The following is a 21,085-nucleotide window of genomic DNA, read 5'->3' as shown; positions in this document are numbered from 1 at the left end:
GCGCCTGCCCGGGTCAGGCCGCCCCTGAAATCAGATGGCTGGCCTTTTCCCCGATCATGATCGCGGGCGCGTTGGTGTTGCCCGACACGATCTCGGGCATGATCGAACAATCCGCGACACGCAGACCTTCGATACCGTGTACCTTCAGTTTTGCATCGACGACAGCGTCCGCGCCCTGGCCCATCTTGCACGTTCCGGTTGGATGATAGATCGAGACGGAGTTGTTGCGGGCCCAATCCAGTGTGCCGTCGTAATCCTCCATATCAAGCGTCGCGGTCGGTCGGAATTCCTCAGCGATCTTGGTGCTGAGCGGTGCGGTCCGTGCGATGTTTCGGGCAATCTTGATGCCATCGACAAGGGTTCGGCAATCCGTGTCGGTCGACAGGTAATTCGGGATCAGCTTGGGATAGGTCCTGGGGTCCGATCCGCTCAGCCGAACCTCGCCCCGGCTTTCAGGGCGCAATTGGCAGACCGACATTGTGAAGGCAGAAAACGGATGCACGCCTTCGCCGGGGCTGTCGGCTGACCAGGGTTGGACGTGAAACTGAATGTCGGGCGTTGCGACATCTGGCCGGGTCCGCATGAAGCCGGTTGCAAGGCTTGCGGCCATGGTCATGGGACCCGCACGGAAAAGTGCGTATTTCATGGCTATGCGCGCCTGGTTGAAGAGGCTGCGCACCTCATCGTTCAAAGTGGGCTCGTTACACTTGAAGACGAGCCTGGCCTGAAGGTGGTCTTGCAGGTTCTTGCCCACCCCCGCCAGGGCATGCCGCGGTTCGATCCCGTTTTCCTTGAGGTGATCCGGGTCGCCGATGCCCGACAGCATCAGGATCTGAGGGGAGCCGATCGCGCCCGAACTCAACACGATCTCGCGGCTGGCGCTGACGATCTGCCGTCGGCCCGATGCGTCCGAATACTCGACGCCCGTTGCGCGTTTTCCATCCAGCACAAGGCGCTGGACCTGGGCATGGGTCACGATGTGCAGGTTTGGACGTGTGCGGGCCGGTTTCAGATAGGCCACGGCAGAGCTGCAGCGGCGGCCGTTTCGCGTGGTGAGCTGAAAATAACCGACACCCTCCTGTTCAGCCCCGTTGTAATCAGGGTTGAAAGGGTATCCCGCCGCCTGCGCCGCAGCGACCCAGGCATCGCAGATCGGGCGCTGGATGCGCATGTTCGAGACCGAAAGCGGGCCGCCGGTGCCGTGATAATCGTCCGCACCGCGTTCCTGATCCTCGGACTTCTTGAACAGAGGCAGGACATCGTCCCATCCCCAGCCCTCGTTGCCCATCTGCCGCCAGCGGTCGTAATCTTCCTTCTGCCCGCGCACGTAAAGCAGGCCATTCAACGACGAAGACCCGCCCAGAACCTTACCGCGCGGCCAGTCAATCGACCGGCCATTCAAACCCGGATCCGGCTCGGTCCGGTAGCACCAGTCGACCTTGGGATTATGCATGGTCTTGAAGTAGCCGACGGGGATGTGGATCCACGGGTTGGTGTCTTTTCCGCCAGCTTCCAGCAGCACCACCTTTACCTTCGGATCCGCACTCAGCCGGTTCGCCAGCACGCAACCGGCCGAGCCGGCGCCCACGATCACATAGTCTGCATCCACGTGAAAATCCTCCCTTGAGTAAAAAAGACTATACAGATCGAAATTCGTATTCTAGTCTTTTTTGAAACAATATGTCTCAATAACTGACGATTTGGGAGGATAGTCATGAGATTAACTGAGAAGCTCAGCCGTATATCGCGGCGGGATCTGTTTAAGCTGGCTGGTCAATATGGGATGTCTTCGACGCTCATGGCGGCGGGCGGTTTTACGGGTGCCATGAGCCTGGCCAGCTTGGCGTCAGCAGCCGAATCAACCTATGAGCGTCGCTTTTCGAAACCGGCAAAGCACAATCTGAAATTTGGCGCGTCCGGCTTTAATGCCCGCAACCTGCTGATCGAACGGGCCGGTGCGTTGGAATTCGCGCGGGATCTGGAAAGCCGCACAGACGGTGAGATCCGCATCGAATTCATCGGCGACAACCAGATCTGCGGGCAGCTGTCCTGCGTGGAGAAAACCCAGCAGGGCATCATCGACATCTACGCGGCATCCACGCAGAACTCCGCGGGGGGCGCGCCCTATCTGAACGTTCTTGATTATGCGTTCATGTTCCCGGGCCGCGCGTCGCAGTATCACTTCCTCTATCATCCCAAGAGCCAGGAGATCCTGCGCGATCCGCTGGAGAAGCGGCATGGGCTGAAATTCCTTTTCAGCCATTGCGAATTGCGCGGCATCCAGCTGGGTCTTGGCTGGGAAGACAAACCGACCGTCACAAAACTCGAGCAGCTCTTCGGCACGAAGAACCGGGTGACGGGGACGCAGCTGGGTCGCATCGCGATGCAGGCGCTGAACCTGAACCCGGTGCCCGTGGCGTGGGAAGAAACACTCGACGGTCTGAAACAGGGCTTGATCGACGGGGCGGAAACCTGGGCGTCGGCGGTGGCATACGCCAACATGTCGCCGGTGGTCAGCCAATCGGTCGACCTGAAGTTCTTCTGCGGAACCGAACACACCTCGATGAAGGCGTCCACATTCGATGGCCTGGAAGGTTACTTGCAGGACGCGGTGATGGAATCGTCCTACTGGGCACAGGTTCACGTGCAGGCAGCGAACGAGGCCGCGCTTGTCAAAACGGTCGGGTTCTCCGATCCGCAGTTGCCCAACACGATCTTTGTTGAAAACAACGTGCGCCCGGCCTTCCTGCCTGACAGCGAGATCAAGATGGCGGAGGAGATGTGCTCGCCCGAGTTCCAGCCGCAGCTTTGGGAGCAATGGCGCGACCGTTTGAATGGCTGGGCCGGTGGCATCGACACCTATCAGGAGATCTATGACATCGCGCGCGAGGTTTCGGCGGATATGCTGCCCGAAAACGTGGAGCCGCGCCGGTGGTGGAAAGGCTGATCCAGCCTGCTTGACAAAGACCGGTCCCGTTTGCGGGGCCGGTTTCGCACTGACCCAAGACCGGGAAAGCCCGGCGAGACAGGGAGGAGGGACCATGTCTATCTGGGCCGACACAGGCGCAATCTTCAGCGCGCTTGCATCACAGGATTCCTGGGAGATCAGCAACGCCATGCGGTCTAACGCGGCGTGGATCTTCGGTGCATCCGCGACCGTCCTGGGTGGATTGCTGGTCATGTTCGTTTACCGCGCCGTGCCGTTTGTCGAACGGCATCTGGAACGGACGGTTATGGTCTTTTCCTACCTTGCCATCGCGATGATCATCTTCTGGGGGGTGATTGACCGCTTCGTCTTTAACAATCAGGAAGCGTGGTCGACGACAATCCCACCGCTTCTGTTCATGATCATGGCCTGGTTCGGCGCTGCCTTTAACGTGCGCCTTCGCACGCATCTGAGCTTTTCGGAGTTTCGCACGGCCATGCCCCGTAACGGCCAGATGGCCTGCCTGCTTCTTGACGCGGCACTTTGGCTTGGTTTCGCAATCATCGTGGTCACGACGACGACGCGTTTGACCGCACTCTCAGCCTCGAATTTTCAGATCGTGCTGGGCACGGATGACGTCATGCAATGGTGGTTTCTGATCACGGCTCCGGTTGCCTTTCTGCTGATGGCCGGTCGGGTGTTTCAAAACCTGGCTGACGATATCGACAACTATCGCAACGGTGAGCCGTTGATCAAACAGGCTGTGATCGGGGGGGATGTGTGATGACCGACGGAACCCTTGTCACGCTGATCTCGGTCGGGGTCACGTTTTTGTTCATGCTGGGCGTTCCGGTTCTGCTGGTCATCGCCTATTGGGTGATCGGCTGTTCCTGGGTGCTGGGCCTCACGCTCGACAATATGGGCGCGGAGTTGTTGAACGTGTTCAACAAGGGCTTTGCCCTTCTGGCGATGCCCCTTTTCATCCTGACCGGTGACCTGATCAACAAATCCGGGATCGCGCGGCGATTGTCGGACTTCGCCTATGCCTGCCTTGGCTGGCTGCGCGGCGGCCTTGCGATGGCCTCCCTTGGCGCTTGCGGTCTTTTCGCCGCGATCTCGGGGTCGAATTCGGCCACGACGGCCACGATCGGGTCCATGCTGCATCCTGAGATGGTGAAGGGCGGATATGACGAACGCTTTTCCGCGGCCACCGCCGCTGCGGGTGGCACGGTCGGCATCATCATCCCGCCCTCCATCATCTTCATCGTTTACGGGTTTCTGATGAACCTGCCGATCTCGGACCTTTTCGTGGCCGGCATTCTGCCGGGTGCGCTGATGGTCATCGGCATGCAGGTCGCCTGCTGGATCATCTGCCGCATGAACGGCTGGGGCTATCTGATCCCTTTGCAACTGAACCGGGTCCTGAAGACCGCCTTTGGCGCCTGGCTAGGCTTTTTCGCCATCGGGCTTGTCCTGTGGGGGATCTACACCGGCAAGTTCTCTCCAACCGAAGCGGCTGGCGTGACGGTTGGCTTCTGCCTCATCGCCGGGCTGGTGAGCTATCCGCTGAACAAGATCCTGGGCAGTGACGCGGAAAAGTCCGTGAAAGACAAAAGCTATGCCGAGATGTTCGTCGTTCAGGGCTTCAAGATCCCCGAGATCCCGTCGATCACGATGCGTTCGGCGCAAATCACCGGCATTCTTGCCCCACTGATCGCCATTTCCGTGGTGATGCAGCAAATCCTGTCCCTTCTTGGGGCGCAGCAGGTCATCGGCGATTTCGTGACGTCGATGGGCGGTTATTACGCCGTGCTTTTCACGGCCATGGTCATCGTGTTCTTTTCCGGGATGGTTCTGGAAAGCCTTCCGGTCACGATCATCCTGGCCCCGATCCTTGCGCCCATTGCCGCTTCGGTCGGTGTGGATCCGATCCACTTTTCGGTAATCTTCCTCGTTGGTGCGTCCATCGGCTTTATCACCCCGCCTTACGGGCTGAACCTCTATGTCGCATCCGGGGTCACGGGCGTTCCCTATTTCCGGCTTCTTCGCTATACGGTTCCTTATTTGATCGCATTGATCAGTGTCTGGATTGTCGTGTCCCTTGTTCCCGATCTGGCGCTGATCCTGTTGCCGAACCGATGACACAGTGCCATGCCCGACGATGCCCGATCCGAGCAAATTCCCACCAACCTGAGGCTTCTGCTGCTGCTTGAGGAGGTGGCCCAGGCCGGCGTGCCGGTGACACCGGCCGAGGTCGGCCTGGCGCTGGGTCTGCCGAAACCGACGATCCACCGTCTGTTTCACACCGCCGAGGCAGAGGGGTTCATTCAACGCGACATAGACGGGCGGTCGTACGGGCCGGGACCCAGAATGCGCAGGCTTTCGGTGAATACGCTGTCCTCGCAGCGCATCAGGGCGGCCCGGCTGGCGATCTTGCAGAGCGTGGCGGAGGATATCGGCGAAACCTGCAACATCGCCACGCCAGATCGCGACGGGATGGTCTATCTTGATCGGGTCGAGACCAAATGGCCGCTGCGCATCCAGTTGCCGGTTGGCAGTCAGGTGCCGTTCCACTGTACGGCCAGCGGCAAAATGTACCTGTCGTCCCTCAGCCCGTCTTATGTCGAGCGTTTCATGTCGTCCCGCAAGCTGGAGGCCCGTACCCCGCGCAGCATCACGAGCCTTGAGGCCTTGCAGGCCGAATTGGCGAAAACGCGGGCGCGCGGATACTCCACCGATGACGAGGAATTCATGGAAGGCATGGCCGCTGTCGCGATGCCTATTCTGGATGATCGGGATCGGGTGGTATCGACCCTGTCGGTTCACGCGCCAATCCAACGGCACCGCCTGAGCGATCTGGAACAGAATGTCGATCGCTTGAAAGAGGCTGCCGACAAGCTTTCGGCTTTGCTGCTGAGCTAGCAAAGCGGCGAGCTTCACATCCCTTCGGGAGCCACCTCTCTCGATGCTGTCTGCTGAAACGGGACGGTTTCAGGTGCAGAGGCGATCCCAGGAGAAATCAAAGCAGATGCAGATATCTCGCCGGCGGGATAAGTTGATCACGGGTTTCATGTGCGGCGGTTCCGAGGTGACGTGTTGAATATGTGGGAAAGGGGCAAGTTGCTGCGACGTGCGACCTGGATATCCGGTCTTGCGGTGACTGCGACGCTGTTGATCCTCTACATCATATCGCCGCCTCCGGTAGAGCTTGTGCGAAATGCGGTGCAGGACGGGTATCAGCGCCTGTCGCCGCGTGTTTATGATCGCGATGCGCCCGTGCATGTCATCGATATCGATGAGGCGTCGCTTGAGACATTGGGGCAGTGGCCCTGGCCGCGCACCTATCTTGCCGCTTTGACCGACCGGCTTTTTGGGCTGGGTGCTGTCGCGATTGGATTTGATATCCTGTTGGCCGAGCCGGATCGCACCTCCCCGCGCGCGCTGCGGGAAAACCTGACACGATTTCGCGAAGATATCCGTCTTCCGGAGGGGCTGAGCGCCTTGGCCGATCACGACGCGATTTTTGCAAGGGCTTTGTCACAGGGACCAACGGTCCTGGCCCTGTCGGGGCGCGATGGAGGCGTGGTTCCGCCGCCAAAGGCAGGGGTGGCGTTTACCGGGGCCGATCCGGCCGACGCGCTTTTGACGTTTCCAGGCGCCCTTCTTCCCGTGCCGGAGCTGGGTGAGGCCGCTGCTGGGTTGGGACATGTCAGCCTCACACCCGGAAGAGACGGCATTACGCGCAGGGTTCCGATGGCCGCGCGTCTTGGAGATCAGACATATCCGTCCCTGTCGGCAGAGCTTTTGCGTGTCGCACAAGGTGCTGGCTCTCACATCTTGCGAACCACACAGGCGTCAGGAGAGGGCGCCGGTGGCAGCAATCTGGTCGTTGCGATGAAAACGGGTGCGGCGCAGTATCCATTGGACGCGAGCGGTGATTTTCACGTCCATTTCGCGGGCCTTCAGCCCGGGAGAACCACACCTATCCTGAGCATCCTGGCGGATGATTGGGACACGGTCGCAAACCAGGCCGCCATTGCCGGGAAAATTGTCCTGATCGGTTCCAGCGCGCAGGCGCTCTTTGACATTCGCACGACGCCGCTGTCGGACAAAGTGCCGGGGGTGATGATCCATGCCGAGGTGCTGGAACAGGTCATTGCCGGCACATTCTTGAACCGCCCTGACTGGACCGTCGGGCTTGAGCTTTTGGTTATCGCGGCCATCGGCCTGATCATGATCTTGCTGTCCCGTACCGACGCGCCCGCGCTGGGTCTTCTTGGTGCGTTTGGTCTGGCCGGGCTCAGCTGGGCCGTGGGGTGGCACGCCTTTTCCGCGTATGGGCTTTTGCTGGATCCGACAGGTCCGATACTGGCCGCCTTTGCGGTTTTCATCCCGACCACGGCGCTCAACGTGCTGGCCAAGGAGGTGGCCAGACGCAAGATCCGCGGACAATTCGCGCATTTTTTGCCCGAGCCGCTGATCGCCGAGATCGTGCAGAGCCCGGAAGAAACCCTGACGCCGAAAGGGGCCGAGCGGGAGCTTACGATCATGTTCGTGGACATGCGGCGTTTCTCGACACTCACGGAAAAGATGGCGCCCGAAGATGTGGTGCGCTTGCTCAATACGTTTCTCGACGGCATCTCGGTCGCGCTTGTCTCGCACGGGGCGACCATCGACAAATATATCGGTGACGCGGTGATGGCCTTCTGGAACGCCCCGGTTGCGCGCGAGGACCACGCGGTTCAGGCGCAGCTTGCGATTTTCGCGATCGAAAGGGCGGTCGCAGATGCCAATGCCACGTTCCAGGATGCAAATCTGCCGCAGGTCGAAGCCCGGATCGGTGTCAATACGGGCAAGGCGTTTGTGGGTCTCATGGGATCCTCCGAACGCCTGAGTTATTCCTGTGTTGGTGATGCGGTGACGTTGGCGGCGCGACTTGAAGGGCTGACCCGGCTTTATGGCGTGGGGCATCTTGTGGGATCGGCGACAGCGTCGGCCTGCCCCGAAGGATACATGCATGTGGAGATTGACGAGGTGGTCGTGAAAGGCCGCACCCAGCCCGAAGCCGTTGCCGTGCTGGTTTCAGCCTCCGATCCTGCTGCTCAGGCTTTCAAATCCAAGATGGCCACGTTGCGGGTCGCTGAAAAAGCGGCGGATTGGACGGCGGCGCGTGCCGCTTGCGATCAGATTGCGCAAATGCAGCTATCCGGCTTGGATCTGCCGCATCTCGCCCGCTTCTATCTTGAGCGTATTGCGGATGCCGAAGTCAAAGGCGGTCCGGACATGCTGTATCGGGCCGACGCAAAACGGTAGGCCTTGACCCCCGGAGCGCCAACCCTCCGACGGGCTGACGCATGCCCAGCGTTTATTCGAGGAAGATGTCTTCGTACTTCTCGTAACGCTCTTCCGTGGTGGGCGTTTCTGGATTGACGATCGGCTCTTCCACGGGTTCGTCAGGCAGTCCTTCTTCGAAGAAAGAGCCAATATCTATGTCTACGCGGCGGCGTGTATCCAGCAGGCCGGTATCCGCAATCTGCCCTGTGGTAGAGATCTTCGGTCCGTCGGTCCGCGTGCGACTTTCCGGCGCCGTTTCGCGGCGGGCCAGAGAGGATGGGGCCGGACCGTCAATCCAGGTCAGCACATCCGCCAGATATCCCTGGCTCACCTTGCCCAGATATCCATCATCGGTCAGGACACCCCCGCTCCGGTTGGTGCAGGTGCGCCGGCCATTCCGTGTCAGGCACATCCGGTCGCCCATGAGGAAAATTGCCGTGGTCCGGCCCCCCGAATAAATGACGATGGCGCTGGATCCCCGAATGCCGATGGTCGCGCTGGGGGTTCTGACGACGGCCTCGCCCCCACGCATCGCGTTGCCACCGATCATGCGCAGCGCGCCGCGGGTGAGCTGAAGGCCCAATTGGCCTGTCGTGCGGTTTGGATCGTAGACAAACGCATCAAGCACAACGCGGCTGGATGGCGCGATGGAGAGCGTGGTTTCATCCAGAAACAGCAATTGGGCCCGGCCCGCATCCGAGGACTGAATGACCTCGTCCTGCACCACCCCCTGACCCTGGCCCAGGATGCGTTCGGATGCGCCGGGCGGTGTGCCGCGCAAAGCAGGGGAGATCGAGGCCACGACGCCGATCTGGTTGGCGAAGACAGGCAGCGCAAAGAAGAGGCCGACTGTCACGCTTGCGAGGATCAAGGAAAGTCGTTGCATCTCAGAACTCCCAACCTGCCTGAAGCCCGATAAAGGTCTCGCGGCTGTCGAAAGCCGCCGTCGTGCTATCGCGCTCAACGCGTCGGGCGCTGAGCCTCCAGAACGCAGCCTCTGTCAGATATCCCTTCAGCGCGACACCGTACGATGTCAGATCGTCCTCACGTCCGGTGCCGAACTCATCACGGTCGATCTGCAGAAAGCCCGATATCTCCCAATTGCGGTCGACCCTTGACCAGGCAGGAGAGAATTTCAGGCTGGCGTCCAGCCGGGCCCCGATCCGTTCACGATCCGTGCCGCCACCCCGCGCCTGCTCATCCTGCCACCTGGTTGAAAAACGGATCCGCGTCCGCTCGGTCGGTCGCAGCGTGGCGCCTATCTGAAAGCGTGCGAGATCGGCATCTGTGGCAGGCGCGTCCCGCCGGATGCGGCCAAAACCGAGATCTGCGAAGACAGACCATTTGTCTGTGATCGGATTCGTGTAAAGCGCCCCAAGAACCAAAGTATCGGCGTCGTCGGCCGGGTCATCGTCCTCTACAAGACGCGCCTCGAAATAGGTCTGGATCCGCGGGCCGAAAGCCTGTCCGTCAAGCGAGAGCACAGGCCCCGTTCGAAACAGGAATTGCGTGGTATCGGCCCCCGGCGCATCGGAAAAGCGATAACCGTCAAGGCGAAATATCGTGCGCCAGCTATTGGCGATGGCCCCGCCCATATCCCAGTCGAGGCCAAGTGCGGCGCTATAGCTAAGCCCGGTCTCGCCCAGATCGCTCCGGCGCACGGCACCGGCGGAGAGGAACCCCTCGAACGTCAAAGGCTGCTGACGTATACGCGCCTCCTGAACAAAGGCGTCGGCCTCCGCGGCCTCTGCCTCGGTCAATTGCCCCCGCTCTCTGTAGAGTGTCAGGTGATATTCGGCCACGGCGTTTGCGCCGAGCGCAAAGTAGGCTTTGGCCAATGCCAGCCGCGCATCTTGCGCTTGCGGATCAAGGTCAAGGAGCCGCTCGAGCGTTGCGGCGGCCGCTTCGTAATCGCGCGCGTCGATTGAAAGCTGCGCATATCGCAACATCAGCGCCGTATCGGCGGGCCGCTCCAGCATCTGCGCAAAGACGGCGTCCCGTTCGGTCTGTGCGGCAGCGGGCGACGGCAAAGCAAATAGAAGAACGCCAAACAGTGCTAGGATCAGCCCGGCATAGGCCGAACGGGGTCTTCCGTGAAAAGTCATGTCCCAATACTCGAAAAATAATCGAATTTTTCGGAGTATTCAGTGACTGGGCTGAAAATCAAGAATTATTCTGTGCCGTCCGGATCTGATCCGAAATGACCTGGCTGCTGTCTTCGCGAAGCCACGCCTGAATCTGATGCCATGCGGTTTTGGTGCCCTCGCTCATTTCATCCTCTGAGCCGAGGACGAAACGAAGGGCGTCTTCGGCCCTTTTGCGATCCTCGGCCGTGCAAATCAGGTCTTGAAGCGTATTGATCGCGGCGTCCTGATCGAAATGAATGATCATCTTTTGCTGATGTATAAGGTTCAGGCGATCCGCGGGCTCCATTTCCGCAAACGGTGTTTGCGTGTTCAAAACTGCGGATGACCGTTCCAACCGGTCTTTGCGGACGTCTTTGCGGGTGGCCGCGAGCAGAAGAAGCAGACGCACGATACCGGCGGCCAATCCACCCTCATGGACGGAGGCAAGGGCCCGCTCCACCATGGGAGAACGGGCCAGCTCGTCTTCGCGGGGCAGAGTGCGCGGCTGATAACGCGCCGCGCCGTAGCTCAGCATCACAGGATGCGCCCAGATCGCGAAGAAAGCCAGTTCGGTCGCAGCCTCCCGCCAATCCCTGACGAGGTTCCAGCTTGTCTCCACCATGTCCGCCCAAAGTGCCTCCGCCAGAACGAACGGATTGTCGGGCTCGATCTCCGTCTGTTCTTGGGGCAGCAGTTGCGTGCTCCACAAGGCGGCCTGGCCCAATGGTTTGTCGCTGGCCCAGGCCTGCCGCATGTTTCGCATCGGATGCATGCGCCGCACCATGCGCCCGCGTGGTCCCGCACCGAGCGTGCGAATGAGCGGTCGGGCGGTGCTGTCATAAAGCTCCATGGTCGCTTCGGACAGTCGCGCGACCGCAGCAAAACACTGCTCGTCCCGGCGCAGCCCCGTGACCGCTTCGATATCTTCAAAACGTCGAGGTGCGAAGCTGACGACAAAGTTCTTCTCGATCCCGTGTCCGGCGACGGTTTCGATCTGCATTTCGAAAAGACCCGGTGGCAATGCCTCGATTGTCTTGAGCGTTGAAGCCATCTGCGTGTGCTCGCGTTTGGCAACGGACGACGACACGAAGATGCCGAGATGCCCGACATCGGGATGCACCATATAAACGATCCGCTGACCGCGTGTTTCGATTTCCGTCTCGTCGGCAAAGATGTCGAGGATCCAGTTCAGGGCCTGTGCGGGTGGCGTGATGTTGTCGCCGTGAGAGGCAAAGCAAATGATCGGCGCGCGGATCGCCTTGAGATCAATCGGCACACCCGGTTCAAGTTGAGCCTGATTTTGAGACAGGCGATTTCCAATGAAAAGGTTCTCCAGGATCCAGACGATTTCCGCTTCTGTCATCATGAAGAAGGCGCCCCACCAGCGCTCGAACTCCAGGAAGCGATGCGCGGCGTTCCGGTCGCTGGCGCGGTAAAGGTCATAATACTTGCGGAACCATGTGCGTCCCGGATTTTGAGCTTCGAAGTTCTGGACGAGGTTTGCGCCATCAAAGACACCGCCGTTCAGGTCGCTTGAGAAGGCGGCAGGGAAGGTTCCTCCCGACAGGCCACCGGCATAGCGCATCGGGTCCTGGCCCAGTTTTCCGCCCCAATAGGACATGGGTGCCCCATTGAGGACAATTGGGCCGATCAAATCCAGATGCGTCGCGGCCAGAATGGCCGTGGCCCATCCACCCTGGCAATTGCCGATGATCACGGGTTTGGGACTGTCGGGATGAAGGCGCTCGACTTCACGGACAAAGGCCGCCTCGGTGTGGGTGACGCTTGCGATGGTCTGTCCCGGCTCCGGCATCTGGCGGAACGCCACGACATAGACCGGATGACCATCCGCCAGGGCCACGCCGACCTGACTGTCGGGTTTGAACCCGCCGATCCCGGGCCCGTGCCCTGCGCGCGGATCAATGATGATATACGGGCGCTTGCCGGGCCAGGTCGTGGTTTCATCGGGCGGTTGGATGTGCAGCAGAACATAGTTCGACGGTGTCGGAAGATCCGCACCGTCCATCACGACCGTGTAAGGGTAAGCCAGAACCGGAGGCGCGCCAGCCGCGTTATGTGCGATGTGTTGATCGCTCCAGCGTCTTAGGACATCTGCGAAAGCGACATTCCGCATCGCACGGTCTCTGACGTAACGGGTCAGTTGGCTGTTGAGAGCCAGCGGGTTTGGCGCCGAGAGAACCGCCCGGCCGATGGCATTCTGTTGCAGAACAAAGCGCGACAGCCCATCGCCCAGCGTGGCCACGGCACCGTTGATGCGTCGTGACGCGACGCGGGACAGAAAGGTGTGCCGAAGAGGTTCTGACCCCAAGTGCTGATGCATCTCTGCCTCTTTCAACGCCTTACCTTTTTTGTGCGTTTATCTATCAACGCAGATCTTAAGATGTTCCGCCGAACATCCGTCGGCCCGACCAGTTTCTGGTGGGCAGAGCTTGGATGAACCCTAAGCGGTCCATGCGACAGAAACATAAACGGAGCACCTACGAGAAAGCCTAGTCCCCACAGCGGTTGTTGAGCTGCAGGATGCCAGCGCCAAAGACAGGGTCAAATCCAGGATCACCGGCATCGCGGGCCCCTCTGATCAGATAATCCCCGACCTGGCTGGCGGTGAAATCGGGCCAGCTGAACCGGACAAGCGCCGCCGCGGCGGTGGCAAAGGGGGCGGCGAAGGAAGTGCCAGTCCGCCACCTTGCGCCCGAAACCGATGCCGCCGTCCAGATGTTGACGCCCGGCGCAGCCAGATTGACATGGTTGCCCTGTCCGGCGCGGCGGTAAATCGTGCCTTGCGCGTCCACCGCGGTCACAGCCAGTGTCGTTGGATACGCGGCGGGGTAGGCCGGCGCGCTGCGGGGGCCTGCATTGCCGACGGCAGCGATCACCAGAACGTCTTCGGCGGCAATTCGGTTGATTGCTTGCTCCAGTTCAGTGTTGGACGGGCCTGCCAGGGACAGGTTCAATACCGAAATGTCCCTCGCGCGCAGCCAGTCGATCCCGGCTGCAATCGAAAACGCATCCGCCCGTTCATCTGCACCGGACCGGTAAAAGGCGTCCACGGCCAGCAATGTTGCATCCGGCAAAAGGCCCGGTGAGCGGCTTTCGGGCGCTCCGATCAGGATTGCGGCGACGGCGGTGCCGTGGATCGCACGCGACGGATCCTGGGCGATGTCAGAGATGCGGTGAACGGTCAGCCGCCGCTCGGCGAAAACCTCATGGGTGTCGTTTATCCCCGTATCGACCATACCGATCCGAATGTCGGTGCGGGCGCAGATGCGGTCGACCGGATAGCCGATCAACTCCAGCGCGGGACATTCGGGCCGCTCACATCCACTTTGGGAGGTCCGATAATAGTGATTGAAGTCCGCCGATGCTCCGCTCCCGAGCAACCGCACGCGGGCTCTGGCCGCGTCGATTGGAACGTTGGGCGGAATACGCAGCCGGCTCAAGACCGGGGTGCTGCCAAGCTGCGCCAAAAGCGCGTAGCCCTCGAACAGCAACTGATTGAGATCCGGCCCGGACAGGCCGGCCACGATGATTTCGTCGGGTGCAAAGTCAAGCTGGGGGACCGTCACCGCCGGCGCGCCAATACCGTCGTCGTCATCGTCGTCATCCGTAAAGACCCGTCGTGGGGCGTTACCCCCGTCATCGTCGTCGTCATCATCGTCTCCGCCATCATCGTCGTTGTCGTCATCATCTGCATAGGCGGGGCTGCCCAATCCCAGTGACACGTTGATCATCAGCGGGGGCGAGACGGCGAGCAGGACCAGCAAAATTACGCGGATCAGAAGGGATCTGAGGTCTGACATGGTGTTTTCCCAGAGTGCTTTGCCTAGACTACGGGCGACGCGCGCCCTTATTCCAAAGTCTCGGTCGCCTCGGGTTTTTCATGACGGATCCTTTTTCTCGTAACATCGTGGAGCTTCTGCCAAACCTGCGCCGCTATGCCATGTCGCTCGCACGCAGGCCCGATGTGGCGGATGATCTCGTGCAACTTACGGTCGAAAAAGCGCTGCGGCAAAGGGCGCAGTTCGACCCTCGGCAAAGCCTTGCGCCCTGGCTGCTTCGCATTCTGCGAAACGCGTGGATCGACGAGACGCGCAGACGGAAGGTGAGGGGCGAAATGCTGACGGCAGAGGATACGGAAATCGGTGCGCACTCCGATAGCGCCGCCAGCGCAGAGCTGCAGATGGAAGTGCGACAGACACTTGAAGCCATCCAGCGATTGCCCGATCCGCAACGCGATGTCCTGATCCTTGTCTGTGTCGAGGGCCTCAGCTACCGCGAGGCCGCGGAGGTGTTGGAGGTTGCGATCGGCACTGTGATGTCACGTCTGGCACGGGCCAGGATCGCCTTGGCTGAGGCGATGGGAATAGATCGGGGATCGCGGGCGTATTCCGGCCAGCCGACAAACAAAACGGAGACTTCCTCGCGATGACGGTCTCGGATGAAGAGCTTATGGCATATGCCGACAACGAATTGGCGGAGGCGGACCGGGCAAGGGTCGCTGCTGCGGTTCTGGATGACCCGGCCTTGCGAGAGAGGCTGGATCTGTTCCGCAAAACTGCTGGATTGGCCCAGGATGCGATGCCGCTTGAGGCCGTGCCCGCCGAGTTGAGCGACCGGGTCGAGATGACGCTCAAAGACCATGTCCCGTCGCCAGCGCAACGCCCGCGCTGGCCGCTGCTAGGCGGGACAATCGCCGCAAGTCTGGCGCTGGGTGTTTTGTTGGGAGGTGTCTTGCTGGGGCCCGGCGAGATGCCGCAAAACACCTTCGATATGGCATCGCTTGCGCCGGTTCTGAATACCGTCCCGTCGGGGTCCAATTCCGCCCTGGGCGATGGCGAGGTCACCATGATTGCCTCTTTCACTGGGCCGGGTGGCGCGTTCTGCCGGGAGTTTGAGCTGCGTTTGCCCCAACGCAGCGATCTGGTTGGCGTCGGATGCCAAAGCAATGCCACTTGGGAATTGAGATTTGCCGCCGCGACCGAATTACCTGGGAATGATGATTTTGTTCCGGCAAGCGCCTTCGACGCGCTGGAAGCATGGATGCAAAGCACCGGGGCAGGTGCCGTGCTTTCGGAAGCGGAAGAGGCCGCGCGGCTTGCCGAGCTTAACCGTTGATTTTGCGGCGCCCCAGCAAGCGTAGAACGATGGCACGGCCTGCAACAAGCGGAGGATAAAGGACGCGGGCGAGCCGGGGATTAGCGAACATCGCCCGCATCAGCCGATTAAAAAGACCGCTGCGCGTCGTCATCACCGCCAGGGCCGTCATCGCCGCATCGCCGTGATGCAATTTGCCATCCATCACGACAACCATTCCATCATCCAGATTTAGACCAGCGTCTGCGATCTGGCTGATGATCGGATGGTGGGAGCGCGCGTCGATCAACTCCACTTGGCCTACGGCATCGCGCAGACGGACCATGCGGACATAGCGCGCACAAAAGGGGCATTCGCCGTCGTAGATAATGCGCGTGGGCTCGGTCATGTCTCTCCTCGCCTTGTGGATCCCTTGGGCGCCGCTTTGCCAAATGCCTTGCGATTGAATGGAATACGTAGCGCCGCCACTGCGTATTCCCGACAAATCATTCGCACAGGAGGGTGATGTGACATCGAAACCCCAAATGCTGAGCCGTCTGCATCGCGCGCTTGAAGAGCCCGTGAGCATTCAATCCCTTGTCGTGGTTCGGATTGCCTTTGGGCTTATCCTGGCGTGGGACTGGTGGCGATATGTCCGCTATGACCGCATTGCCCGGTACTATGTCGAACCCGACTTTAACTTTCCGTTCTGGAGTTTCGTCCAACCCGCGCCGGAGCCCTGGATCCATATCATTTGGGGCGGCGTCGGTCTTTTTGGCCTGCTTGTCGCTTTGGGCGCGTTCTATCGCGTCTCCATCGTTGCGCTGACCGGGATCTTCGCGTATTTCTTCCTTCTGGACCGGACCCAGTATCTCAACCACAACTATATGGTGATCCTGTTCGGCGTACTGTTGGCATTCATGCCTGCGCACAGCGCCTTTTCCGTGGATGCCTGGCTTTGGCCGCGAATCCGCAGCCTGGTGATCCCCCGCTGGCCTGTGACCGCGCTGAAGCTGCAGCTTGAAATCATCCTCGTCTATGCCGGCATCGTAAAGATCACCGATGACTGGCTTCGCGGAGAGCCGCTGCGCTCGTGGTTGGCGGGACGTGAAGACGACGTCTTCTTCGGGTTTCTCTTTCAGTATGATCTGGCCTTTGTCGTGGCGGCCTGGGGTGTGATCCTTTTGCATGTCGTGGGCGCGCCCCTTCTGCTTTGGCATCGGACCCGGATGGCCGTGTTTCTGATTTATGCAGTGTTCCACTGGTCCAATGCACAATTGTTCAACATCGGTATCTTTCCGTGGATTACGCTCGCCCTCACGACGATCTTTTTCGCGCCGGATTGGCCGCAACGGCTGTTGCGCGGGGCGCTGTGCCGGTTTGAAACGCTGCCGCCGATGCCTGCGCTGCCTAAAGCGCGGTTTCGGCTGATGCCCGTCGCTCTGCTGGCGCTGGGGGTCTGGTTCGCCGTTCAGGTCGCCGTGCCTCAGCGGCAGGTATTCTTTGACAACATGGTGGGCTGGACCGGAGATGGCCACCGGTTTTCGTGGCGCATGAGGATCTATGACCGGCAGAGCGAAGGCACGTTTCGGATCGTCGCCGCAGATGGCAGCGAAACCTGGACCGTTGACCCCTATCAGGTGATGAGCTTTCGACAGGCCCGCAACGTGCTGGGCCGGCCCGATATCATCTACGACTTTGCCCGACAGCTTGAACAGGCCTGGGCCGAGCGCGGATATCCCGATGTCGCGGTCTATGCCGATGTCCGCAAGTCCCTGAACGGGCGTGCGATGCAGCAATTCACAGACCCCGAACAGGACCTGACCGCTGTGAAATGGGAATGGGCGCGGCCCAATTCGTGGGTCTTGCCCAACCAGTTGCGCGCGCCGCGGGGCGCGATGCCTGTCGACTATCCGCGATTGCCGCTGCAAGGCCACACTCTGCCCGACAGTGTCTGAACGAACGAAAAAGGGCCCGACATCCGTGATGCGGGCCCTTCGGCTGTCTGATTGACGTTTGCCGTTAGTCGTCATCGTCGTCCCAACGGCCCCCATCATCATCGTCGTCATCGTATCGGCGCCAACGCCGCCCGTGGTCGTCGTCGTCATCATCAAGATAGATGGTCCGGCCCGGCCGCACGTAATAGCACCGGCCACCATCGTCGTCGTCATCCTCACATATCCGAACCCGGCGGGTTGGCTGCGCGTTGAAGACATCGTTGAAGAGCCGGATCGCATCGCGGACATCGTTTGCGAAGGCTGGCGGCGACATGAGGGTGACAGCCAGACTTCCGGTCAGGACGAATATTGGGAGCTTCATCGTCGTTTTCCTTTCGCTGAACTGAACAGCGCTGGGCTGCTCTCGAAAGGACTACGCCTGCAGGGGTGGGGTTATTCCCAAACGCTTTTGGCGGGATCTGGCCCAATCGGGATTATCCGCCGATCGGGCCTGTCCGTTTGCGAAATCACGCGGCCTCATCAACCGGATGGGGCGTACGGAAACTGACAGCCAGCCTGTTCCACAGGTTGATTGTGCCGATTGCTACGGTCAGTTTTACAATCTCCGCATCACTGAAATGCGCGCCGATTGCCTCAAAGTCCTGATCCGGCACGCCGGTGTCGCGGACATTGGTGACCGCTTCGGTCCAGGCCAGGGCGGCCCGCTCGCGCGCGCTGAAGACGCCTGCTTCGCGCCAGACACAAACCAGGTTGATCCATTGCGGATCGGCACCATGGGCTTTTGCTTCCTTCGTGTGCATATCGACGCAAAAGGCACAGCCGTTGATCTGCGAGGCGCGGAGTTTGACAAGGTCGATCAGGCGCGCATCAAGGCCGGATTTTCCGGCGACATAGGTCTCAAGGGCCAGAACCGCCTGGAAGGCGTCGGGCGCCGCGGTCATGTAGTCAAGACGGGGGTGCATGGGCAGGTCCTTTCAGTTCTCGTTTGATGGTGTCTGGCGCAAATGCGGTTCGAAGAATTTGCATCCGCGCGCGGCAAGCGCGCCGTCGGTGTCGTCGGCGGCCACCTGGGCCATGAGTTGCCCGATGGTCACGGCGCGCAATTCTGCGCGGTAAGCGCGTTCGGCGCGCAGCATGGCGACGTTGATCTGGCACGGCTTTGCATAGCGATGCGCCGGCAGAGGGTCCGGGCCCTTCTGGCGAATTTCCTTGCAGCGGAAGGCCGGCTCGGGCCCTTCGACTGCGAGAACGACGTCGAGCAGGGAAATTCTGTCCGGCGCCAGGGCGAGGCGGTAACCGCCTTTCGGACCCGGCATCGTTTCGACAAGCCCCGCCTTGGAGAGCGCCTGCATATGTTTCAGGAGATAGCTTTGCGATACGCCATGGAACTCCGCCAGAGCCGCCGCCGAGAGCAGACTGCCCGGCGGTAAACTCGCCAGCACCGCAACGGCATGGATCGCCTGTTCCACTCCATCACCAAGCTTCATTTCTCTCCCCGCTAATTCGTGGATAAAGCTTATCCATGATAGATCGACAGGTCAAATCGCATTTATTTGTGACGTGCAAAGCGCCGGGTCTGGGACTGTTGCAAAAGGACCGGCTTTTGTCGTGACCTCAGGTTGGGGAGACGCGCAGACAAGCGCTTTTTGCTGCGCGACGAAAGCGAATGTGCAGCGAAGCAGCCTCTTCAAGACGGCGTCACCGGGCAACTCTCTGCCTCGTCTTGCCCCCCTAGAGTGCGCGCAACCAGACCTGGAGCGGCTTTTGATCCTCAGCGGACTGATCGACATCTTTCCATGAAAAATGCGCAATTGCGCCGTCGACGGGTGCGTATCCCCGCTTTCTCCAGAACGGGTCGAGCGGCTGGTATCTCGCCGGCCTCAACGGATGATCCTCTGGGCGGCTCACGGCACAAAAGCAGGACCAGCCAAATCCAAGGGCGCGCGCATGTGCCTCGCGCATATCAAAGAAGCGATGTCCCAACCCGCGCCCCCGAAATTCGGGCAGAAGCACAGATTCCGCGCAATAGAAGATGGTGCCGAGATTCAGTCCGGTTTCGGCCAGGGGCATTGCAAAATTGTCGGCGTGGTCCGCAAGCGGCGTGCCCGTTGCCGCACCGATCAGGCGGGATCCATCGAACGCGCCGACAAGAATAGCCGCCTCGCTTTCGCGATAAGTGCGCAGATAGCCGCGTTCATAATCAAGATCGCCGTCATAGAGATAGGGCCAGTCCCTGAAGACCTCGATCCGAAGACGCGCAAGTGCATCGAGCGCGTCTTCGATGGCATCGCCGATCAGGACGCGCGTCTCGATCATGAGACCTGGCGGATCCAGTCGGCAAGATTGTAGTAGGTCGTCACCCGGCTTATCTTGCCGTCCCTAAGATCGAAGAAGGATCCGGCGGGCAGCTTGTATCGCTGCCCTTGTGCCTCTGGCAAACCGGCGTCGGTTTCAAGATACTGACCGTTGACCACATATTCCGCAGCTCCGCGCGTGCCGTCGGGCGTGACGAACAGCGTCATGTTGGTAAGTGTTTCTGCGTAGCAGCGGTTCATATGAGCACAGAATTCGGCAAAGAGAGCCTTGCCGCGCCGAACCTCGCCCTCGTTGACGTGATGCGCGACATCGTCTGTCAGGCAGTCCAGCATTCCGTCGACATTGCCTGCATTGAACGCATCGAAATAGCGTTGGATCTGTTGGGTCATTGTATCTCCGTCGGGGCACCGAAACGCTCTTTGAGACGTGTGATGATCTGATCGCGTGCCTGCCGGTAGCTTTCCAGCTTGGCTTCGCGCGTTTCACCCAGGCCTGTCGGATCCAGAATGGGCCAGTATTCGACGTCGAGGTGATAAAACCGCGTCAGCTCAAGCGCACGTCTCTGGCTGGCCGGAGAAAGTGCCACGACAAGATCGAAAGAGGACAGATCATCCCCCCAGTTTTCCATCTCGTCAAAGGATCGCGACCGATGCCGGGACAGCTCGACATCCATCTCCTGACAGACGGCGATGGAAAAACCGTCGATTTCCAGGTCATTTCTGACACCTGCAGACTGCACGTAAGTTCCGGTTCCGTAGAACTTTTTCATGATCCCTTCCGCCATCGGAGAGCGGACCGCGTTGTGGTCGCAGCAAAAGAGCACCGATTGTGGGAGCTCTTGCGCCATGTCAGCCCCCGAAATGCAGCACGCAGATCAGAGTGAAAAGGCGTCGCGCGGTGTCGTTGTCGACTTCGGCCTTGCCTTCCAGCCGTTCCTGCAGAACGCGGCTGCCCTCGTTGTGGATCCCGCGCCGCGCCATGTCGATGGTTTCGATTTGACTGGGCGGCAGGGTTTTGACCGCGTCGAAGTAGCTTTCGCAGATCTGAAAATAGTCTTTGACGACTTGCCGGAACGGTCCAAGCGACAAATGGAACTCGGCCGCCTTTTCATCGGCTGTCGTTGTCACATCAAAAACCAGCCGTTTTTCACGGATTGCGAGGGCGACGTTGTATGGGCCGTCGGGCACGGTCCGGTCGTCCCGCTTGGGCAGGATGAACGTATTGTCCTCCAGCAGATCGAACATGGCGACCTTGCGCTCTTGCTCGATTTCGGGCGTGGGAGGGGGCAGACCCGCGTCGTCGAGCGCGATATCAACGATGTGAGACATGTC

21 protein-coding genes are annotated in these 21,085 nt (G+C 60.2%); 8 read left to right on the top strand and 13 right to left on the bottom strand.

Annotated features, from left to right (window positions below; genetic code table 11):
- Window positions 1-13 precede the first annotated feature (13 nt).
- A complete protein-coding gene (locus CFI11_RS18620) occupies window positions 14-1,609 on the bottom strand; it encodes a GMC family oxidoreductase (RefSeq protein WP_130408650.1) in 1,596 nt (531 codons plus the stop codon).
- Window positions 1,610-1,714: 105 nt separating this feature from the next.
- On the opposite strand from CFI11_RS18620, the gene dctP reads away from it, so the two are divergent.
- The 5 genes from dctP (at window position 1,715) to CFI11_RS18595 (ending at window position 8,239) form a co-directional block, all read left to right on the top strand.
- Window positions 1,715-2,947 (top strand): TRAP transporter substrate-binding protein DctP, encoded by a 1,233-nt coding sequence (gene dctP / locus CFI11_RS18615; RefSeq protein WP_130408648.1) that lies wholly within the window; start codon window positions 1,715-1,717, stop codon window positions 2,945-2,947.
- Between the two features lie 94 nt (window positions 2,948-3,041).
- Window positions 3,042-3,710, top strand: a complete 669-nt coding sequence (locus CFI11_RS18610; protein WP_130408646.1) for a TRAP transporter small permease — start codon at window positions 3,042-3,044, stop codon at window positions 3,708-3,710.
- The gene (locus tag CFI11_RS18605; protein WP_130408644.1) at window positions 3,710-5,068 is read left to right on the top strand and encodes a TRAP transporter large permease; all 1,359 of its coding nucleotides are present in this window, start codon (window positions 3,710-3,712) and stop codon (window positions 5,066-5,068) included. Before CFI11_RS18610 ends, CFI11_RS18605 begins: the two co-directional genes overlap by 1 nt.
- A 9-nt stretch (window positions 5,069-5,077) precedes the next feature.
- Window positions 5,078-5,848 (top strand): IclR family transcriptional regulator, encoded by a 771-nt coding sequence (locus CFI11_RS18600; RefSeq protein ID WP_130408642.1) that lies wholly within the window; start codon window positions 5,078-5,080, stop codon window positions 5,846-5,848.
- 198 nt (window positions 5,849-6,046) lie between these two features.
- Window positions 6,047-8,239 (top strand): CHASE2 domain-containing protein, encoded by a 2,193-nt coding sequence (locus CFI11_RS18595; RefSeq protein ID WP_165390306.1) that lies wholly within the window; start codon window positions 6,047-6,049, stop codon window positions 8,237-8,239.
- A gap of 52 nt (window positions 8,240-8,291) precedes the next feature.
- Here CFI11_RS18595 and CFI11_RS18590 read toward each other — a convergent pair whose 3' ends face one another.
- The 4 genes from CFI11_RS18590 to CFI11_RS18575 all read right to left on the bottom strand — a co-directional run bounded on the left by CFI11_RS18590 (window position 8,292) and on the right by CFI11_RS18575 (window position 14,207).
- Window positions 8,292-9,146, bottom strand: a complete 855-nt coding sequence (locus CFI11_RS18590; protein ID WP_130408638.1) for a FecR domain-containing protein — start codon at window positions 9,144-9,146, stop codon at window positions 8,292-8,294.
- A 1-nt stretch (window position 9,147) separates the two neighbouring features.
- Window positions 9,148-10,365: a tetratricopeptide repeat protein gene (locus CFI11_RS18585; protein ID WP_130408636.1), complete on the bottom strand. Its 1,218-nt coding sequence runs from the start codon at window positions 10,363-10,365 to the stop codon at window positions 9,148-9,150.
- A gap of 58 nt (window positions 10,366-10,423) precedes the next feature.
- Complete coding sequence (locus tag CFI11_RS18580; RefSeq protein ID WP_130408634.1) at window positions 10,424-12,727, bottom strand: DUF3141 domain-containing protein; 2,304 nt, start codon at window positions 12,725-12,727, stop codon at window positions 10,424-10,426.
- Between the two features lie 169 nt (window positions 12,728-12,896).
- Complete coding sequence (locus CFI11_RS18575; protein WP_130408632.1) at window positions 12,897-14,207, bottom strand: S8 family serine peptidase; 1,311 nt, start codon at window positions 14,205-14,207, stop codon at window positions 12,897-12,899.
- An 80-nt stretch (window positions 14,208-14,287) separates the two neighbouring features.
- On the opposite strand from CFI11_RS18575, the gene CFI11_RS18570 reads away from it, so the two are divergent.
- Entirely contained in the window at window positions 14,288-14,836 is a 549-nt protein-coding gene (locus CFI11_RS18570; RefSeq protein WP_130408630.1) for an RNA polymerase sigma factor, read from the top strand.
- Entirely contained in the window at window positions 14,833-15,522 is a 690-nt protein-coding gene (locus tag CFI11_RS18565; RefSeq protein ID WP_130408628.1) for a hypothetical protein, read from the top strand. Before CFI11_RS18570 ends, CFI11_RS18565 begins: the two co-directional genes overlap by 4 nt.
- Here the strand turns inward: CFI11_RS18565 and CFI11_RS18560 are convergent.
- On the bottom strand, window positions 15,512-15,889 hold the full coding sequence (locus CFI11_RS18560; RefSeq protein ID WP_130408626.1) for a DCC1-like thiol-disulfide oxidoreductase family protein: 378 nt from the start codon (window positions 15,887-15,889) through the stop codon (window positions 15,512-15,514). The two genes, CFI11_RS18565 and CFI11_RS18560, sit on opposite strands and share 11 nt — an antisense overlap.
- A 58-nt stretch (window positions 15,890-15,947) precedes the next feature.
- Here CFI11_RS18560 and CFI11_RS18555 point away from each other — a divergent pair, with 58 nt between their 5' ends.
- Window positions 15,948-17,438, top strand: coding sequence for an HTTM domain-containing protein (locus CFI11_RS18555; RefSeq protein WP_130408624.1), 1,491 nt, complete (start codon window positions 15,948-15,950; stop codon window positions 17,436-17,438).
- 64 nt (window positions 17,439-17,502) lie between these two features.
- Here CFI11_RS18555 and CFI11_RS18550 read toward each other — a convergent pair whose 3' ends face one another.
- The 7 genes from CFI11_RS18550 to CFI11_RS18520 all read right to left on the bottom strand — a co-directional run bounded on the left by CFI11_RS18550 (window position 17,503) and on the right by CFI11_RS18520 (window position 21,082).
- Window positions 17,503-17,799: a hypothetical protein gene (locus CFI11_RS18550; protein WP_130408622.1), complete on the bottom strand. Its 297-nt coding sequence runs from the start codon at window positions 17,797-17,799 to the stop codon at window positions 17,503-17,505.
- Window positions 17,800-17,944: 145 nt separating this feature from the next.
- Window positions 17,945-18,400, bottom strand: coding sequence for a carboxymuconolactone decarboxylase family protein (locus CFI11_RS18545; protein ID WP_130408620.1), 456 nt, complete (start codon window positions 18,398-18,400; stop codon window positions 17,945-17,947).
- Window positions 18,401-18,412: 12 nt separating this feature from the next.
- A complete protein-coding gene (locus CFI11_RS18540) occupies window positions 18,413-18,925 on the bottom strand; it encodes an Rrf2 family transcriptional regulator (RefSeq protein WP_130408618.1) in 513 nt (170 codons plus the stop codon).
- A 244-nt stretch (window positions 18,926-19,169) separates the two neighbouring features.
- A complete protein-coding gene (locus tag CFI11_RS18535) occupies window positions 19,170-19,754 on the bottom strand; it encodes a GNAT family N-acetyltransferase (RefSeq protein WP_130408616.1) in 585 nt (194 codons plus the stop codon).
- On the bottom strand, window positions 19,751-20,143 hold the full coding sequence (locus CFI11_RS18530) for a ketosteroid isomerase-related protein (RefSeq protein ID WP_130408614.1): 393 nt from the start codon (window positions 20,141-20,143) through the stop codon (window positions 19,751-19,753). The genes CFI11_RS18535 and CFI11_RS18530 overlap by 4 nt, the downstream gene beginning before the upstream one ends.
- Complete coding sequence (locus CFI11_RS18525) at window positions 20,140-20,601, bottom strand: low molecular weight phosphatase family protein (RefSeq protein ID WP_130408612.1); 462 nt, start codon at window positions 20,599-20,601, stop codon at window positions 20,140-20,142. The genes CFI11_RS18530 and CFI11_RS18525 overlap by 4 nt, the downstream gene beginning before the upstream one ends.
- A 1-nt stretch (window position 20,602) precedes the next feature.
- The gene (locus tag CFI11_RS18520; protein ID WP_130408610.1) at window positions 20,603-21,082 is read right to left on the bottom strand and encodes a UPF0262 family protein; all 480 of its coding nucleotides are present in this window, start codon (window positions 21,080-21,082) and stop codon (window positions 20,603-20,605) included.
- Between the last annotated feature and the right edge of the window lie 3 nt (window positions 21,083-21,085).

Origin of the sequence: Thalassococcus sp. S3 (genome assembly GCF_004216475.1) — a bacterium.
Lineage (GTDB): Bacteria > Pseudomonadota > Alphaproteobacteria > Rhodobacterales > Rhodobacteraceae.
The sequence above is the reverse complement of the archived record's forward strand: the minus strand, read 5'-3'. Positions and strand labels throughout refer to the sequence as shown.

Bases quoted from the DNA above. Each gene is read 5' to 3' on its own strand.
- dctP (WP_130408648.1), top strand. From the start codon at position 1,715: ATGAGATTAACTGAGAAGCTCAGCCGTATATCGCGGCGGGATCTGTTT.
- CFI11_RS18610 (WP_130408646.1), top strand. From the start codon at position 3,042: ATGTCTATCTGGGCCGACACAGGCGCAATCTTCAGCGCGCTTGCATCA.
- CFI11_RS18605 (WP_130408644.1), top strand. From the start codon at position 3,710: ATGACCGACGGAACCCTTGTCACGCTGATCTCGGTCGGGGTCACGTTT.
- CFI11_RS18600 (WP_130408642.1), top strand. From the start codon at position 5,078: ATGCCCGACGATGCCCGATCCGAGCAAATTCCCACCAACCTGAGGCTT.
- CFI11_RS18590 (WP_130408638.1), bottom strand. From the start codon at position 9,146: ATGCAACGACTTTCCTTGATCCTCGCAAGCGTGACAGTCGGCCTCTTC.
- CFI11_RS18585 (WP_130408636.1), bottom strand. From the start codon at position 10,365: ATGACTTTTCACGGAAGACCCCGTTCGGCCTATGCCGGGCTGATCCTA.
- CFI11_RS18580 (WP_130408634.1), bottom strand. From the start codon at position 12,727: ATGCATCAGCACTTGGGGTCAGAACCTCTTCGGCACACCTTTCTGTCC.
- CFI11_RS18575 (WP_130408632.1), bottom strand. From the start codon at position 14,207: ATGTCAGACCTCAGATCCCTTCTGATCCGCGTAATTTTGCTGGTCCTG.
- CFI11_RS18570 (WP_130408630.1), top strand. From the start codon at position 14,288: ATGACGGATCCTTTTTCTCGTAACATCGTGGAGCTTCTGCCAAACCTG.
- CFI11_RS18565 (WP_130408628.1), top strand. From the start codon at position 14,833: ATGACGGTCTCGGATGAAGAGCTTATGGCATATGCCGACAACGAATTG.
- CFI11_RS18560 (WP_130408626.1), bottom strand. From the start codon at position 15,889: ATGACCGAGCCCACGCGCATTATCTACGACGGCGAATGCCCCTTTTGT.
- CFI11_RS18555 (WP_130408624.1), top strand. From the start codon at position 15,948: ATGGAATACGTAGCGCCGCCACTGCGTATTCCCGACAAATCATTCGCA.
- CFI11_RS18550 (WP_130408622.1), bottom strand. From the start codon at position 17,799: ATGAAGCTCCCAATATTCGTCCTGACCGGAAGTCTGGCTGTCACCCTC.
- CFI11_RS18545 (WP_130408620.1), bottom strand. From the start codon at position 18,400: ATGCACCCCCGTCTTGACTACATGACCGCGGCGCCCGACGCCTTCCAG.
- CFI11_RS18540 (WP_130408618.1), bottom strand. From the start codon at position 18,925: ATGAAGCTTGGTGATGGAGTGGAACAGGCGATCCATGCCGTTGCGGTG.
- CFI11_RS18535 (WP_130408616.1), bottom strand. From the start codon at position 19,754: ATGATCGAGACGCGCGTCCTGATCGGCGATGCCATCGAAGACGCGCTC.
- CFI11_RS18530 (WP_130408614.1), bottom strand. From the start codon at position 20,143: ATGACCCAACAGATCCAACGCTATTTCGATGCGTTCAATGCAGGCAAT.
- CFI11_RS18525 (WP_130408612.1), bottom strand. From the start codon at position 20,601: ATGGCGCAAGAGCTCCCACAATCGGTGCTCTTTTGCTGCGACCACAAC.
- CFI11_RS18520 (WP_130408610.1), bottom strand. From the start codon at position 21,082: ATGTCTCACATCGTTGATATCGCGCTCGACGACGCGGGTCTGCCCCCT.